The organism is Mixta gaviniae, from assembly GCF_002953195.1.
In the GTDB taxonomy this organism is placed as follows: domain Bacteria; phylum Pseudomonadota; class Gammaproteobacteria; order Enterobacterales; family Enterobacteriaceae; genus Mixta; species Mixta gaviniae.
In genome coordinates, this window is record NZ_CP026377.1 from 720,781 (window position 1) to 734,464 (window position 13,684).

Here is a 13,684-nt window from a genome sequence, read left to right on the forward strand (position 1 = left end):
TGCACCGAAATGGAACTCCCATCCCCCCTGCGCCACATACAAAGCGAGTCAGAGCCTGCGAGGTCGCGAAAAATCCCGACAGTCGGCGCGCAGGCCGGGTCTGGAAAGCTCAATTCATTCATAAACGTAACGTTTAACCGGAGGATGTATGGGATTTAAAATTGGCGGTTTCGGCGGCGGCGGCGGCAAAACAACCATGCCACCACCAGATTTATCCGGCAAAGGGCGTCAGGATATCGGTCCGAACGGACCGCGCACCAATACCACCACGCCCGGCGGCAATACCAATAACAGTACCAGCTTTAACAACGGCCAGGGCGTGGACGGCAAAAACGGCAAAGGCGGCAAACTGGGCGGCAACCTGCTCGACTTTGGTCTGAACGCTGGCGGCGGCGCGCTGAGCCTGCTCGGCGGCGGTGGGATCACTGGCGGCGGCGGAATTACCGGCGGCAGCGGCGCGACCGGCAGCGTGGGCAACAACCTGCTGTCGGCCCATACGCAAGGCGGTAATCAGAGCGGCGGCCTGCTCTCACCGGGCGGCAAAAGCGGTGGCGTTGGCCAGATGCTGCAACAGCTGCTGATGTTGATTGGCCTGCAGCAGATGCTGAAAGGCGGCGGTCAGAATCCGCTGCAGCAGGCGAGCCAGCAACAGCAGCAGCCGGCCGGCAATCAGGCGGCGCAGGGTAATCAGGGCGGCATCAACGGCATGATGCAGCAGGTTATGCAGATGATGCAGCAGATGATGCAACTGATGCAGCAGCTGACCGGCATGCAGCAGGGCGGCGGCGCGAGCGCGCAGAACGGTAATGGCGCGCAGAGCGGTAATGGCGGCCAGAGCAATGCGCAATCCGGCGGCGGCAATATGCTGGGTAACCTGCTGAATTCCGTGATGCAGATGAGCGGCCTGAACGCGCTGATGTCGCTGCTGGGCGGAGGTTCGCAGAATAACGGAGGCGTGAAGTAATGGCGCTAAACGTTAATGGAGGGGGCGCTGCCCCCCTTTTACCCGACAGGCCCGCGCCCCCGGCCGGCGCGCTGCTGGCCAGCGTGGCTGAACAGCCAGCGCTAAAAAACAGCGGCGTGCTGAACTACGGCGGCGCCGCGGCAAACGCGCCGCTGCTGGGCGACGCTTCCGGCGATGCGCTGCAGGCGGGTGGCGGGCAGCAGGGCGGGCTGTTGCAAAGCCTGATGATGCTGGCAGGGCTGCAGTCGTTGATGCAGAACCTGGCGGGTGGAGAGCAGACCGGCCAGGCGGCGACGCCCGGTGAGATGCTGCAAAACCTTACGCCGCTTACCGCCCAGAACAGCGGCGCGGGCAGCGGCCAGGTGCGCGCCAGCGAGCATGATACCAGCGTCAGGCCGACGGAGGAGAACCTGACCGGCCGTCCGCCGGGCGACAACCGCAGCGCGGAGCAGATCCTCGACGAAAACCCGGTACTGAAAAACCTGGGTAATCAGAAGGATATCAAGCGCGATCAGCTGAAGGAGCGCTTCGGCGACTGGACCGCCGATAACCCCGATCCGAAAAGCCGCGCCGACGCCGCCTACAACATGTCCTGCGTGTTGAACAGCGTGAAGGGGCTGAACGATCGTGACGGCGAAAGCCGCGGCGATGTGCATAACAACGGAAAAATCGAAGGGATCACTAAAGATGGCGACGCCCGTCACGGCACCGAAGCGGGCGTGTTGAAGGATATCGCTGAAAAAGGACTGAGCGCGCTGCCTGCGGATGGCAACCTGCCGCAGACCAGGGATACGCACGTGCGCAAAGATGGCACCAACAAGGATAACTTCCAGTGGGGGATGGGCGAGATTGGCCGCGTACTGTCCAATATCCCTATTCTGAAGTCGATCCTGGCGCCGGTGTTCAACAATATCGGCGAGGCGCGCACCCTGGGCGATGTGTTCAGCGGCGGCTTTAAAGGACTGGCCGAGGGCGCAATGGGGCTGGCGCGCGGGCCGGTCGGCTGGGCGGTGACGGCGGCCACCGATACGATCTCCATCGCGCTGGAGAACAGCGGTAAAAACAAGAAAGACCCGCCGCCTTTTTCATAATGCAACGGGTGCAATCCAGGTCCCTGCACCAGCGGCGCAGGGACTTTTTTATGGGCGCGGCGCGGAAGGCGCTTTTATCACCCGTATCGTTCAGGTAAAACTTCGGTAGCTATCCGCCGCGTCGACCAGCAGTAGCGCCTCCGCGCGACAGGTTTTTTGCCGTCTCTGGCCACCCGCATACCAGACGCAGATCACGCCTTCCGCGGTCACGTCAGTGACGACCAGAAGGATGCGGCTGTTTCGCTGCCTGACCAGCATACCGGGCGCGAAAGTCATCTTTTTTCTCCGCCAGCGGCCTGCGGCAACATCACGCTTTGCATAATAAACTGGTTAGAGGCTTGCAGACGCTGTAAATCGGGATTCACTTTGCCGTAAATACGCATGCCTTCCAGCATCATAAAAATGCTTTCCGCCATGGTCTCCGCGCTGATGTCGCTTCTGAAAACCTGCTGCCGCTGCCCCTGCGAAAGAATATCGATCAGCCTCTCTTTGATACCGTTAAACATATAGTTAATTTTATCGCTGACCTCGGCATCTGTCGGCAGCAGTTCGCTGGCGGCGCGCAGCGTAAAACAGCCGCGCGTCCCTGATTCGCCCGTAGAGAGCAGCGCGCAATAGTCGAGTGTTTCATAGAGCGCTTTTTCCGGCGGCAACGCGCGCGCGCGTTTAGTCATACGCGCCAGGCCTTCCTCCATATACTGGCTCAGCGCCGCGAGGAAAATGGATTTCTTATCAGGATAAAGCCGGTAAATGCTGGCGCTGGCCAGGCCAGAGGCGGCCATTAAATCGCCTAATGAGGTCGCTTTGTACCCTTTATTCCAGAACACCGTCAGGGCTGTTTTCAGGAACGCTTCAGGATCGAACTCTCTTGGCCTGCCGGGGTGCTTTTTCATTTTTCTTTATCCCTGTGCCGCGGGTGGTCTGGGTAAATCATATTGTAGAATGGTTAATCTACAAATCAATTTACACCCGTAAAACAGCATCCGCAAGCGTATGTGCATCACACAGGGCACCGATCTTGTTTGGCGGAGTTTTGAGGATGCGAAGGGAAAACGGGATAGCCTCCCCGCGCCGCAGCGCAGGGAGGAGAGGATCAGGCGGGCAGAGTGCCCTGACCGCTGCTGATAGTGGAGGCGAAGTTCATCACCTTGTTGACATAGGTGGCGTCGCCGGTGCCGGTTTTGGAGATATCGCTTAAATCGTTCACGTTGACGTTAAGTGGCCCGGAGTTATAGGCGCGCAACGCCGCGCCCATATTGCCGTCGAAGTTGTTCAGCTGCTCTTTCATATAGAGCGCGCCCGCCATAATGTTATCCGCCGGATGGTTGGCGTTGGCGTTTGGTCCCAGCAGATCGGGGTTTTTGCTCTGCAGATCGGCGAAGGTATTGCTATTAACCTGCATCAGGCCGCTATCCTGCAGGCCGTTGCCGCCGTTAACCGTGGCGGCGCCCAGGTTGCCGCGCGACTCCTGCCAGATTTGCGCCGCCAGTATTTCGCCCGGCACGCCGGTTTTCTGCGCCGCATTCTGGATAGCGCCTTCATACGGCTTCAACGCTTCCGGCAGATGCAGCCCGCTGCCGCCGGATGGCGCGGCGAGGTTCTGGCCCGCGCCGCTAACCGGATGGGTCGCGCCGCCCGTTGGGCTGGTTATGCCGCCGGTCGGATGGGTCGCGCCGCCCGTTGGGCTGGTTATGCCGCCGGTCGGATGGGTTGCACCGCCCGTTGGGCTGGCCGCGCCGTCGGCCGGCCCGTTCGGCATCCCTCCGCTCTGGCCGCCATCAGGCGAGGCAAACAGGTTCTGCGGCGCACCGCCGCCGGTACCCTGTGCATTTTGCTGGCCGCCGTTCTGCTGTCCGGCAAGCTGCTGGAGCAGCGGCATCAGCGATGAAATCAGCGCGCTAATCAGCTGGGCCAGCGTCTGGTCGATAGCGCTACTCACCGCCTGCTGCGGATTGCCGCCGCTCTGGCTGAGCAGTGACGCGAGATCGGTACCGCCGCCGCCGCTCTGGCCGAAATCGATCGGCGAACTCATGGTGCCGGAGGTGAGGGGGCCGCCGCCGGTCGCCAGCGGGTTTTTATCGCTCAGGTTGCTCAGATCGGGCGGCGGCAGCGTTTGCAGGGGGCTAAGCCCACCAGGTAGTGTGATCATGTTCGGGTCCTTATCGCGTGTGGGGTCAGTCTGTTAAGTGGCGCCGGCGCGCAAAGGGTTCCTGCCGCCCGGCGCCCACAGCGCAACAATCTGTGCGGCATGCCACAAAACGGCAATTCCCCGACACGACGCACGCGCGCATCGGCGACTTCGCGGCATCATAGCTGCCTGATGTAAACCGGGGAAAACGATGATGCGCAAAGATAAATTGCTGAACTTTCTGCTTAATCAGACCGATTTTTTCGACCCGCACCACCTCAGCGAGGTCTTTACCGCCAGCTGGCTGGCGCAGCGCTTCGCCATGCAGCGCAACACCGCCAGCCACTATCTCAATCAGCTGGTCGCCGGGGGACAGCTGATAAAAATCAACACCCGTCCGGTCTGCTTTCTGCATAAGGGCAGCTTTGAACAGCAGTTTTTTCCGCTGTCGCGCAGCGAATACGGCAGCGTCGATGAACTGCTGGCGGAGGAGGGGGAGCGGGCGCCCGCCGCTGACCATTTCGCGCTGCTGATCGGCCATGACGGCAGCCTGAAAAAACCGATCGAGCAGCTGAAAACCGCGCTGTTTTATCCTGACGGCGGGTTGCCGCTGCTGATTACCGGCGACAGCGGCACCGGCAAAAGCTATATGGCGCAGCTGCTGCATGAGTACGCCATCGCGCAGCAGGTTATCGCGCCCGACGCGCCCTTTATCAACTTCAACTGCGCCCAGTACGCCAGCAATCCCGAGCTGCTGGCCGCCAACCTGTTTGGCTATGTGAAAGGGGCGTTTACCGGCGCGATCAGCGATCGGGCGGGCGCCTTCGAGGCGGCGCAGGGCGGCATACTCTTTCTCGATGAGGTTCACCGTCTCAACGCCGAAGGGCAGGAGAAGCTGTTCACCTGGCTCGATCGTAAGGAGATCTTCCGCGTCGGCGAAACGGCGCGCGGCCAGCAGGTACAGGCACGGCTGATTTTCGCCACCACAGAGGAGGCGCACAGTACCTTTCTCACCACCTTTATGCGCCGTATTCCCATTCAGGTGACGCTGCCCGATCTGGAAAGCCGCAGCCGGCAGGAGAAGCAGGCGCTGATGCGGCAGTTTTTCTGGCGCGAGGCACAGCGGGTGGGCGGTAACCTGTGTCTCAGCCCGCGGCTGGCGGCGGCGCTGGAGAACACGGTTTGGCGCGGCAACGTCGGCGAAATGAAAAACGCGGTGAAATACAGCGTTGCCTCCGCCTGGGCGCGGCAGCGCGGCGAGGCGACCCTTGAGGTGACGCTGCACGATCTGCCGGAGGCGGTCATGGCGCAGCTGCCGGCGCTGAGCGAGCCGCATGCGTCGGATGAGCCGCTGTTGATCGATCGCGCCGCCTCGCCGGACTGGCTGCGGCAGCAGCAGAACGGCGCACGTCAGCTGATCCAGCAGACGCAGCTCGGCGTGCTGGCGCTGTTTGCGCGCTGGCGCGGCGGGCTGATGGCATGGGAGGAGATGGAAAAGCGCATGGGCGGCGAGATTGAGTTGCTGTTCGATCGGCTGATTTTCGATAACCGCGATCGGGAGGCCTCCTCAATGCTGCTGCTGACCAGCAGCCAGGTACGCGAAGAGTTCTATCGGCTGGAGAAGCGCTTCGGCCTGCAGTTCAACGGCAACTGCATCTACGCCCTGAGTCACTATCTGCTGCAGCGTGCGGCTGAAACGCCCGCGCGGCTCAATACGGAACTGATGCGCCAGCTCTCACAGGCGCTGGAGCAGCGCTATCCGCTGCTCTGCCGCTTCTGCCACGAGGTGTTGTCGGCGGTGACCCACAAGCTCGACCTGCAGCCGCAGCGCATCGACGCGCTGCTGCTGATCCTCTGGCTGCAGAAAAGCGGCGCGTTGAGCCAGACGCAGGTGACGCGCGCGGTGATCCTCGCCCACGGCTACGCCACCGCCAGCAGCATCGCCAACGTGGCGAACCGCCTGCTGAAAAGTAACCTGTTTGAATCATTCGATATGCCGCTGGACGTGACGCCGGAAGCGATCGCCAGCGAGGTGATGAACTATATCGAGCGCAACGCGCTGGCGTCCGGGCTGGTCATTCTGGTGGATATGGGCTCGCTGAACCTGATCCATCAGCACTTCCAGCGCCGTATCACCACGCCGGTGGCGATCATCAGCAACGTTTCGACGCGTATGGCGCTCTACGTTGGCGAACGTATCCTGCGCGGCGACTACCCGGAGGCGATCGTCAGTGAAGTGGCCGCCGATCTCCCGATTGAGCATCAGCTGATCTGGCCGCAGAGCAGTAAGCCGCGCGCCATTATCACCGCCTGCGCCACCGGGTTGGGCGCCGCCAGCAATCTGAGCGCGCTGCTGAAGGCGAGCATTCCGGAGGCGCTGGCGATTGAGATGGTCGCCTGCGACGACGACAGCCTGACGGATGAGACGAAGCGTGCCTCGCTGCTGGCGCGTTATGAGGTGTTGGCGGTGGTCGGCACGCTCGATCCCGGCCTGCCGGTGCCGTGGATTTCACTGGAGTCGCTGATTGCCGGCCAGGGCAGCGCGGCGCTAAATACCCTGCTCGGCGGGCTGGCCAGCGCGGCGCAGGTTGAGGAGATCAATAATCAGATAGTGAAAAACTTCTCGCTGCGGCGGGTGATCGCGTCGGTAACCATTCTGGATACCGGCAAGGTGATCAATCAGGTCGAACAGTTTTTGCTGCGCTATCAGCACCTTGCCGGATTGCAGCTGGCCAATGACCGCAAAGTGGCGCTCTATATTCATATCAGCTGCCTGATAGAGCGGCTGATCCGCCAGGCGGCGATCCAGCGTTACGGTGGGCCGCAGCGTCCGTCGCGGCAGCTGAACCCGCTGCGCGAGGCGCTTAGTGTCATTGAGGCCAGCTACAGTGTCAAAATCCCCGACGCCGAGCTGCATTACATCCACGATATTCTGCATCGCCAGACCGAATTTATCCCGTCAGATCAAGAGTTTTAATCCGCTCTGCCGTTTCCCTTCCGGCGCGCCACTATTTCTGGCACGCCGGTTGCTTTTCTCTTTGGGTGGAAACGCTTGATGAGGTCAGGATGAAACGTCACTACATTTTTGCCAGCCACGGCACCTTCGCCGCCGGCATCCGTCATTCCGTCGAGTTAATACTGGGCACCCAGCCGCAGCTGCATACGCTGTGCGCCTACGTGGATGAAAACGAAGATTTAACCCATCAGGTCGACAGCCTGATGGCCGCCTTTACGCCGCAGGATGAGCTGATTGTTATTACCGACATCTTCGCCGGCAGCGTAAACAACGAATTTATCCGCTATCTCCATCGACCCGATTTTCACCTGCTGGCCGGGTTAAACCTGCCGCTGGTGATTGAGATGTTGATTGCGCCGCCGGATGAGCCCGCGCTTCAGCTTATCCACGAGGCGCTGACCAACGCTCGTGAAGGCATGCAGTACTGCAACCAGACCATCAGCGGCGCCCACTGCGCCGACAAAGATTTCTGAGCGAGGAGGATAACAATGATAAAGCTCTTACGAGTCGATCACCGACTGCTGCACGGCCAGGTGGCCTTTTCCTGGACGCAATATATCGGCGCTGACTGCATTCTGATCGCCAACGACAGCGTGCCCAACGACGACCTGCGCAAAACCACGATCAAGCTGGCGAAGCCGCCGGCGGTGAAGCTGGTGATCAAAAGCATCGACGACGCTATCGAGGCGATCAAAAGCGGCGTCACCGATAAGTACAAGCTGTTTATCGTCGTCGAATCGGTGGCGGACGCCTGGCGGCTGGCCTCGGCGGTGCCGCAGATCGTCAGCATTAACCTTGGCGGCATCAAGGCGCGCGAAGGCAGCCGCAATATTTCGAAGGCGATTAACGTGCTGCCGGAAGAGATCGCGCTGCTGCAGGAACTGACGCAGGCGGGCACAGAGGTTGAGATCCGCCAGGTGCCGGGCGATCGCAAACAGCTGTTTACCGAGGCGCTGTAGCGCGGGGAGTCATCATGACAGAGGCACTTCTGCTGGGGCTGGTGGCGTTTATCGCCCAGTCCGAATATGCGCTCGGCACCTCGCTGCTCTCGCGGCCCATCGTCACCGGCCTGCTGACCGGGCTGGTGCTGGGCGACGTGCAAACCGGGGTGATCATGGGCGCGACGCTGGAGCTGGCGTTTATCGGATCGTTTTCGGTCGGCGCCTCGATTCCGCCCGATGTGGTAACCGGCGGCATTCTCGGCGTTGCCTTCGCCATCACCTCCGGCGCCGGCACCGAGACGGCGCTGCTGCTCGGTCTGCCGATCGCCACCCTGACGCTGGTGTTGAAAAACGTCTGGCTGGGGCTGCTGATCCCCACGCTCAGCCATAAGGCGGACGCTTATGCGGAGCGGGGCGACACCGGCGGCATTGAACGCATGCACCTGCTGGCGGGGTTTGGCCTGTCGCTGATGCTGGCGACCATCGTTACCGTTTCGTTCCTGGTGGGCAGCGGCGCGGTGAAAAGCCTGCTCGACGCCATTCCCGAATTTATCAAACACGGCCTGAGCGTGGCGACCGGCATTATTCCGGCGCTCGGCTTCGCCATGCTGGCGCGGCTGCTGATCAATAAAAAAGTGGCGCCGTGGTTTTTCCTCGGCTTCGCACTGATGGCCTACCTGAAAATCCCGGTGACCGGCATCGCCATCCTCGGTGCCATCGCCGCGGTGGTGATGGTCAATGTGACCCATCAGCCTGTGCAACGCGCCACGACGGCGCAGGGAGTAGAAGATGACGAAGATGATTTCTGACAGCGAAAAAGCGCCGGCGCCGACCATCACCCCGCGCGATCTGCGCCGCGTGTTCTGGCGCTCGTTCCAGATGGAGTTCTCCTGGAACTATGAGCGGCAGATGAATCTGGCTTTTGTCTACGCGCTGATGCCGGTGCTGAAAAAGCTCTATACGCGCCATGAGGAGCTGGTCAGCGCGCTGAAGCGTCACCTGGTGTTCTTCAACACCACGCCGCATATCGTGACGCTGATCCTCGGCATCACTGCGGCGATGGAGGAGAAAAACCGCAGCGGCGGCGGCATGGACAGCGCCTCGATCGATAACGTTAAGGCGTCGTTGATGGGGCCGTTGGCCGGGCTGGGAGATTCGTTTTTCTGGGGCACGCTGCGGCTGATCGCCACCGGCATCGGCACCAGCCTGGCGCTGAAGGGCAATATTCTCGGGCCGATCCTGTTTGTGCTGATTTTCAACATACCGCACATTCTGGTGCGCTGGCTGTTTACCCGCTGGGGCTACGTGCTGGGCACCGGCGTGCTGCAGCGCATTCAGCAGAGCGGCATGATGGAGAGCGTCACCTACGGCGCGTCGATTATCGGCCTGATGGTGGTCGGCGCGATGACCGCCTCGATGATCAATATCACCATCCCCATTACCTTCGGCACCGGCGAGGCGAAAACCGAGGTGCAGTCGATCATCAACGACATTATGCCCTGTCTGCTGCCGCTGCTGAGCTTCGGCATTGTCTACTGGCTGCTGGGAAAAAAGGTGCAGCCGCTGGCGATTATTGGCGGGATGGCGGTGGTCGGCATCCTGGGGTCCTGGATCGGTCTGTTCTGAGGAGAAAAGCATGACGATCACCATGAGGCACTGTATTGAAAGCGAGCCGGAAATCCTGGCGCGCATTCTGGATAAGCATCACACCACGCTGGCGCCGGTACGGCAGCGGCTGGCGCAGGGGCCGGTGCGGCGTCTGCTGATCCTCGCCACCGGCTCGTCGCTGAACGCCGCCCAGTGCGCCGCCTTCGCTTTCAGCCAGTGGGCCGGAGTGCAGGTAGAGATTAAAGAGCCGTATCCTTTTACCCACTACGAGCGGCCGGACACGCAGGCGGACTGGGTTATCGCCCTGTCGCAGAGCGGAAAAAGCCACTCCACGCTGCAGGCGCAGCGCAAGGCGCAGGCGGCGGGTCAGCCGGTCTACTGCCTGACCGCAAACCCGTATAGTCCGCTGGCGCAAGAGGCGGACGCGCTGCTGGATATCAACTGCGGCATTGAGCCGGTGGGGTTCGTGACCTTCGGCTTCAGCGCCACGGTGCTGAACCTGCTGCTAATGGCGCTAATGGTCGGCGAGGCGCAGGGCGAAATCGACGCCGCGCAGCGGGAGAGTCTGCTGTTATCGCTGCGCGCGCTGACGCGTCATCTGCCGGAGACGATGCGCCGTACCGACGCGTTTATCGATCGCCATCAGGCGCTGCTGGCGCAGGCGCCGCGCTATGTCGCCATCGGCTACGGCGCGCTGGCCGGCGTGGCGAAGGAGTTCGAAACCAAGTTCACCGAAACCGTGCGCAGCCCCTCCAGCGGCTTTGAGCTGGAGGCCTATATGCACGGCCCCTATCTGGAAGCGAATGCCAGCCATCTGCTGCTGTTTATCGAAGACGCACCCAATCAACGCAGCGCGGCGCTACGCGACTATATGCGCCCGCATGTCCGGGCCGCGCTGACCCTCAGCGCGCAGGAGCAGGGCGATGAGCAGACGCTGGCGCTCGGTTTTCCTCTCGATCCGCTGCTTGCGCCACTGCTGCTGATTGTACCGGTGCAGATCATGGCCTGGCGCGTCGCCGCGCTAAAGGGTATCGATTTGAGCGTGCGGATTTTTGACGATTTCGACAAGGTGCTGCAAAGCAAAATCTAATCTTCCTCAGGAGAAAGAATATGTTGGGTTTTAATCAGGACGAGTACCTGACCAGTACGCGTGAGATCATCGCTGCGCGCAACATCGCCGAACAGGTGGCGGAAACTATTCACCAGGCGGGCTTCAGCAACCTCTTTTTCGCCTCGGTCGGCGGCTCGCTGGCGCCGATGATGGCCATCAACGAGTTCGCTAAAGAGTGTACCGCGCTGCCGGTCTACGTGGAGCAGGCGGCGGAGTTGATCGCTAAAGGCAATAAAAAGCTGACGCGCGATTCGGTGGTGATCACCCTGTCGAAATCGGGCGATACCAAAGAGTCGGTAGCGATTGCTGAATGGTGTCGGGCGCGGGACATTCGTGTCGTCGCCATCACCAAAAACGCCGATTCGCCGCTGGCCGCCGCGGCCAGCTGGCATATTCCGATGCGCCATAAGAACGGCGTCGAGTTTGAATATATGCTGCTCTACTGGCTGTTCTTCCGGCTGGTGGCGCTGAACGGCGAATTCGCCGACTATGACCGCTTCGCCAGCCAGCTGGAGCAGCTGCCGGAAAACCTGCTGCAGGCCAAGCGCGACTTTAACGATCGCGCCGACGCCATCGCCCGCGACTACCATGCCCGTGACTATATGATGTGGATTGGCGGGGCGGAAATGTGGGGCGAAGTCTACCTCTTCTCGATGTGCATTCTGGAGGAGATGCAGTGGAAGCGCACCAAATCGGTCAGCTCGGCGGAGTTTTTCCACGGCACGCTGGAGCTGCTGGAAAAAGAGGTGCCGCTGTTCCTGGTGAAAGGCGAGGGCAAATGCCGCGCGCTGGACGATCGCGTGGAGGCGTTCGCCCGTAAAATCAGCGATCACGTGGTCGTGATCGATCCGCGCGACTACCGTCTGAGCGGCATCGATGAGGCGTTCCGCTGGATTATGGCGCCCTGCGTTGCCTCCACGCTGCTGGTGGATCGGCTGGCAGCGCACTTCGAAAAATATACCGGCCACGACCTGAATATCCGCCGCTACTACCGTCAGTTTGAATATTAATGCTCTCCGCCCTCTCTGCTGGCGGAGAGGGCGGCTTCCGCCTTAACTTCGCGCCTTTTAACTTGCATAATAGATGCATCTTATTCAGGGGGCGAGGCGATCATGTCTGACAGTAATAAAGCAGGACACACTTTTCTGGCGAGCCTGGGCAAAACCCGGCTGCGTCCCGGCGGCGCGCAAGCGACGGAATGGCTGTTCGCGCAGGCCGGCTTCACCCAACAGAGCCAGGTACTGGAGATCGCCTGCAATATGGGCACCACCGCTATCGAGCTGGTTTCCCGCTTCGGCTGCCGGGTGCATGCCGTGGATATGGATAAGCAGGCGCTGCGCAAGGCACAGGAGAATGTCGAGGCGGCCGGGTTCGCCGGGCGCATCCAGATCGGCGAAGCTAACGCCCACCATCTCCCTTTTCCCGACAATAGCTTTGACGTGGTGATCAACGAAGCGATGCTGACCATGTATGCCGATAAGGCGAAGCAGCGGCTGGTGCGCGAATATTATCGCGTGCTGAAGCCCGGCGGCTGTTTGCTGACGCACGATATTATGCTGACGCGCGGCGAGCTGGAGGCGCAGGCGGATGCGCAGCTGCAGCAGGTGGTGAAATCGAACGTGAGTCCGATGACGCTGCCCGACTGGCAGGCGCTGTTTTATCAAACCGGCTTTACGCAGGTCGCGACGCATCACGGGCCGATGACGTTAATGTCGCCGCGCGGCATGTTAAAAGATGAGGGCGTGCTGCGGACGCTGAAAATTATCTTTAACGGGCTGAAGTGCCGGGAAAACCGGCGACGTTTCCTCGGCATGTTCCGCTATTTCCGCGCCCAGCGGCGGCAGATGAACTATATCGTCTGCTGTTCACGCAAAAGCTAAAACGGCAGGGTTGCCGCGCCGCTGCGTTCCGTCTGTTGGCATCGCCGTTATTCTGTCGCGAATGACAATAAAGTTCACAATAAATGTTGAGAATGTTGGCGTAACCAGGGTTAATTTGTTGTCACTAGAATAAGCGCCCGTAACGGCGGGGCAGGGATAACAGGAGAAACCATGCGTAACACAACTAAAATTTTCTTTTCAGGCGCATTGATTAGCGCGTTGGCATTGACTTCTGTCGCCCATGCGGAAGGCGAGCAGGCTACGGACCAGACGCAAACGCAGGAAAGCCCGGCGCAGATCCAGGGCAACCCGGGGCAGCCGGCGCCGCAGACCCAGGGTAATCCGGCGCAGCCGGCGCCGCAAACCCAGGGCAATCCGGCGCAGCCGGTGCCGCAAACCCAGGGCAATCCGGCGCAGCCGGTGCCGCAGACGCCGGGCCAGCAAGACCCGACGCAGAATCAAACTCCGGGTGCCCCGGAAAGCGCCGTGCCGCAGGATCCGACGCAAACCCGCCCGCAGACCGAAACGGCGCCGGATGTGACGCAAAATGCGCCGGACGCCGCGCAGGCGCAGCAGCCGAAAGAGCCGTACGAAGTGACCGAATTCTTCAGCGATGCCCGGCGCTACAGCATTGGCGACGCGGTGCCGGAAAAATACCGCAGCAAAACCTATGAGATCACCGAGTGGCAGAAACGCCATCTGCCCGCGCCAGAGGCTGACAGCCACTGGACCTATATGGGCGGCAACTACGTGCTGATTACGAACGGCGAAGGGAAAATCGTGAAGGCGAAATCGGGCGATATTTTCTTTCACTAACGCCTGACATTAAACCGGGCAGTTTGCGGCCAGCGCTTTACCGGCGTCTGGCCGCTGTTGTTTATGGCGGTACGCACCGGACAGGGCCGGGGCTGTTTCTGACCGCGTGCTGCGGGTGGGCAGGGCCGG

14 protein-coding genes are annotated in these 13,684 nt (G+C 61.1%); 11 read left to right on the forward strand and 3 right to left on the reverse strand.

Annotated elements, in window-relative coordinates; translation table 11 throughout:
* The first annotated feature begins 148 nt into the window (after nt 1–148).
* Both C2E15_RS03295 and C2E15_RS03300 read left to right on the forward strand, forming a co-directional pair.
* Entirely contained in the window at nt 149–964 is an 816-nt protein-coding gene (locus C2E15_RS03295; RefSeq protein ID WP_104956117.1) for a hypothetical protein, read from the forward strand.
* An 83-nt stretch (nt 965–1,047) separates the two neighbouring features.
* Nucleotides 1,048–2,055 carry a hypothetical protein gene (locus C2E15_RS03300; protein ID WP_245912341.1) on the forward strand — a complete coding sequence of 336 codons (1,008 nt, stop codon included), beginning with the start codon at nt 1,048–1,050 and terminating at the stop codon, nt 2,053–2,055.
* Between the two features lie 90 nt (nt 2,056–2,145).
* Here the strand turns inward: C2E15_RS03300 and C2E15_RS03305 are convergent, their stop codons facing one another.
* From C2E15_RS03305 to C2E15_RS03315, 3 genes are all read right to left on the reverse strand, one after another.
* On the reverse strand, nt 2,146–2,331 hold the full coding sequence (locus C2E15_RS03305) for a hypothetical protein (protein ID WP_104956118.1): 186 nt from the start codon (nt 2,329–2,331) through the stop codon (nt 2,146–2,148).
* Entirely contained in the window at nt 2,328–2,948 is a 621-nt protein-coding gene (locus tag C2E15_RS03310) for a TetR/AcrR family transcriptional regulator (protein WP_104956119.1), read from the reverse strand. The genes C2E15_RS03305 and C2E15_RS03310 overlap by 4 nt, the downstream gene beginning before the upstream one ends.
* A 200-nt stretch (nt 2,949–3,148) precedes the next feature.
* The gene (locus C2E15_RS03315; protein WP_104956120.1) at nt 3,149–4,204 is read right to left on the reverse strand and encodes a lytic transglycosylase domain-containing protein; all 1,056 of its coding nucleotides are present in this window, start codon (nt 4,202–4,204) and stop codon (nt 3,149–3,151) included.
* Nucleotides 4,205–4,397: 193 nt separating this feature from the next.
* Between C2E15_RS03315 and C2E15_RS03320 the strand changes: the two genes are divergently transcribed.
* The 9 genes from C2E15_RS03320 to C2E15_RS03360 all read left to right on the forward strand — a co-directional run bounded on the left by C2E15_RS03320 (nt 4,398) and on the right by C2E15_RS03360 (nt 13,555).
* Nucleotides 4,398–7,160, forward strand: a complete 2,763-nt coding sequence (locus C2E15_RS03320) for a sigma-54-dependent transcriptional regulator (RefSeq protein ID WP_104959062.1) — start codon at nt 4,398–4,400, stop codon at nt 7,158–7,160.
* A gap of 89 nt (nt 7,161–7,249) precedes the next feature.
* A complete protein-coding gene (locus C2E15_RS03325) occupies nt 7,250–7,672 on the forward strand; it encodes a PTS sugar transporter subunit IIA (RefSeq protein WP_104956121.1) in 423 nt (140 codons plus the stop codon).
* 15 nt (nt 7,673–7,687) lie between these two features.
* Nucleotides 7,688–8,158, forward strand: a complete 471-nt coding sequence (locus C2E15_RS03330) for a PTS sugar transporter subunit IIB (protein WP_104956122.1) — start codon at nt 7,688–7,690, stop codon at nt 8,156–8,158.
* Between the two features lie 14 nt (nt 8,159–8,172).
* Complete coding sequence (locus C2E15_RS03335) at nt 8,173–8,949, forward strand: PTS mannose/fructose/sorbose/N-acetylgalactosamine transporter subunit IIC (protein ID WP_104956123.1); 777 nt, start codon at nt 8,173–8,175, stop codon at nt 8,947–8,949.
* On the forward strand, nt 8,930–9,766 hold the full coding sequence (locus tag C2E15_RS03340; RefSeq protein ID WP_425438027.1) for a PTS system mannose/fructose/sorbose family transporter subunit IID: 837 nt from the start codon (nt 8,930–8,932) through the stop codon (nt 9,764–9,766). The genes C2E15_RS03335 and C2E15_RS03340 overlap by 20 nt, the downstream gene beginning before the upstream one ends.
* A 10-nt stretch (nt 9,767–9,776) precedes the next feature.
* Nucleotides 9,777–10,838: an SIS domain-containing protein gene (locus C2E15_RS03345; RefSeq protein WP_104956124.1), complete on the forward strand. Its 1,062-nt coding sequence runs from the start codon at nt 9,777–9,779 to the stop codon at nt 10,836–10,838.
* A 20-nt stretch (nt 10,839–10,858) separates the two neighbouring features.
* Nucleotides 10,859–11,869 (forward strand): SIS domain-containing protein, encoded by a 1,011-nt coding sequence (locus tag C2E15_RS03350; protein WP_167391824.1) that lies wholly within the window; start codon nt 10,859–10,861, stop codon nt 11,867–11,869.
* Nucleotides 11,870–11,971: 102 nt separating this feature from the next.
* Complete coding sequence (locus tag C2E15_RS03355; protein WP_104956126.1) at nt 11,972–12,739, forward strand: class I SAM-dependent methyltransferase; 768 nt, start codon at nt 11,972–11,974, stop codon at nt 12,737–12,739.
* A 171-nt stretch (nt 12,740–12,910) separates the two neighbouring features.
* Nucleotides 12,911–13,555, forward strand: coding sequence for an RcnB family protein (locus C2E15_RS03360; RefSeq protein WP_245912342.1), 645 nt, complete (start codon nt 12,911–12,913; stop codon nt 13,553–13,555).
* Nucleotides 13,556–13,684 lie beyond the last annotated feature (129 nt).

Excerpts from the sequence above, each read along its gene's own strand:
- C2E15_RS03295 (WP_104956117.1), top strand. The coding sequence starts at position 149 with ATGGGATTTAAAATTGGCGGTTTCGGCGGCGGCGGCGGCAAAACAACC.
- C2E15_RS03305 (WP_104956118.1), bottom strand. The coding sequence starts at position 2,331 with ATGACTTTCGCGCCCGGTATGCTGGTCAGGCAGCGAAACAGCCGCATC.
- C2E15_RS03310 (WP_104956119.1), bottom strand. The coding sequence starts at position 2,948 with ATGAAAAAGCACCCCGGCAGGCCAAGAGAGTTCGATCCTGAAGCGTTC.
- C2E15_RS03315 (WP_104956120.1), bottom strand. The coding sequence starts at position 4,204 with ATGATCACACTACCTGGTGGGCTTAGCCCCCTGCAAACGCTGCCGCCG.
- C2E15_RS03320 (WP_104959062.1), top strand. The coding sequence starts at position 4,398 with ATGCGCAAAGATAAATTGCTGAACTTTCTGCTTAATCAGACCGATTTT.
- C2E15_RS03325 (WP_104956121.1), top strand. The coding sequence starts at position 7,250 with ATGAAACGTCACTACATTTTTGCCAGCCACGGCACCTTCGCCGCCGGC.
- C2E15_RS03330 (WP_104956122.1), top strand. The coding sequence starts at position 7,688 with ATGATAAAGCTCTTACGAGTCGATCACCGACTGCTGCACGGCCAGGTG.
- C2E15_RS03335 (WP_104956123.1), top strand. The coding sequence starts at position 8,173 with ATGACAGAGGCACTTCTGCTGGGGCTGGTGGCGTTTATCGCCCAGTCC.
- C2E15_RS03340 (WP_425438027.1), top strand. The coding sequence starts at position 8,930 with ATGACGAAGATGATTTCTGACAGCGAAAAAGCGCCGGCGCCGACCATC.
- C2E15_RS03345 (WP_104956124.1), top strand. The coding sequence starts at position 9,777 with ATGACGATCACCATGAGGCACTGTATTGAAAGCGAGCCGGAAATCCTG.
- C2E15_RS03350 (WP_167391824.1), top strand. The coding sequence starts at position 10,859 with ATGTTGGGTTTTAATCAGGACGAGTACCTGACCAGTACGCGTGAGATC.
- C2E15_RS03355 (WP_104956126.1), top strand. The coding sequence starts at position 11,972 with ATGTCTGACAGTAATAAAGCAGGACACACTTTTCTGGCGAGCCTGGGC.
- C2E15_RS03360 (WP_245912342.1), top strand. The coding sequence starts at position 12,911 with ATGCGTAACACAACTAAAATTTTCTTTTCAGGCGCATTGATTAGCGCG.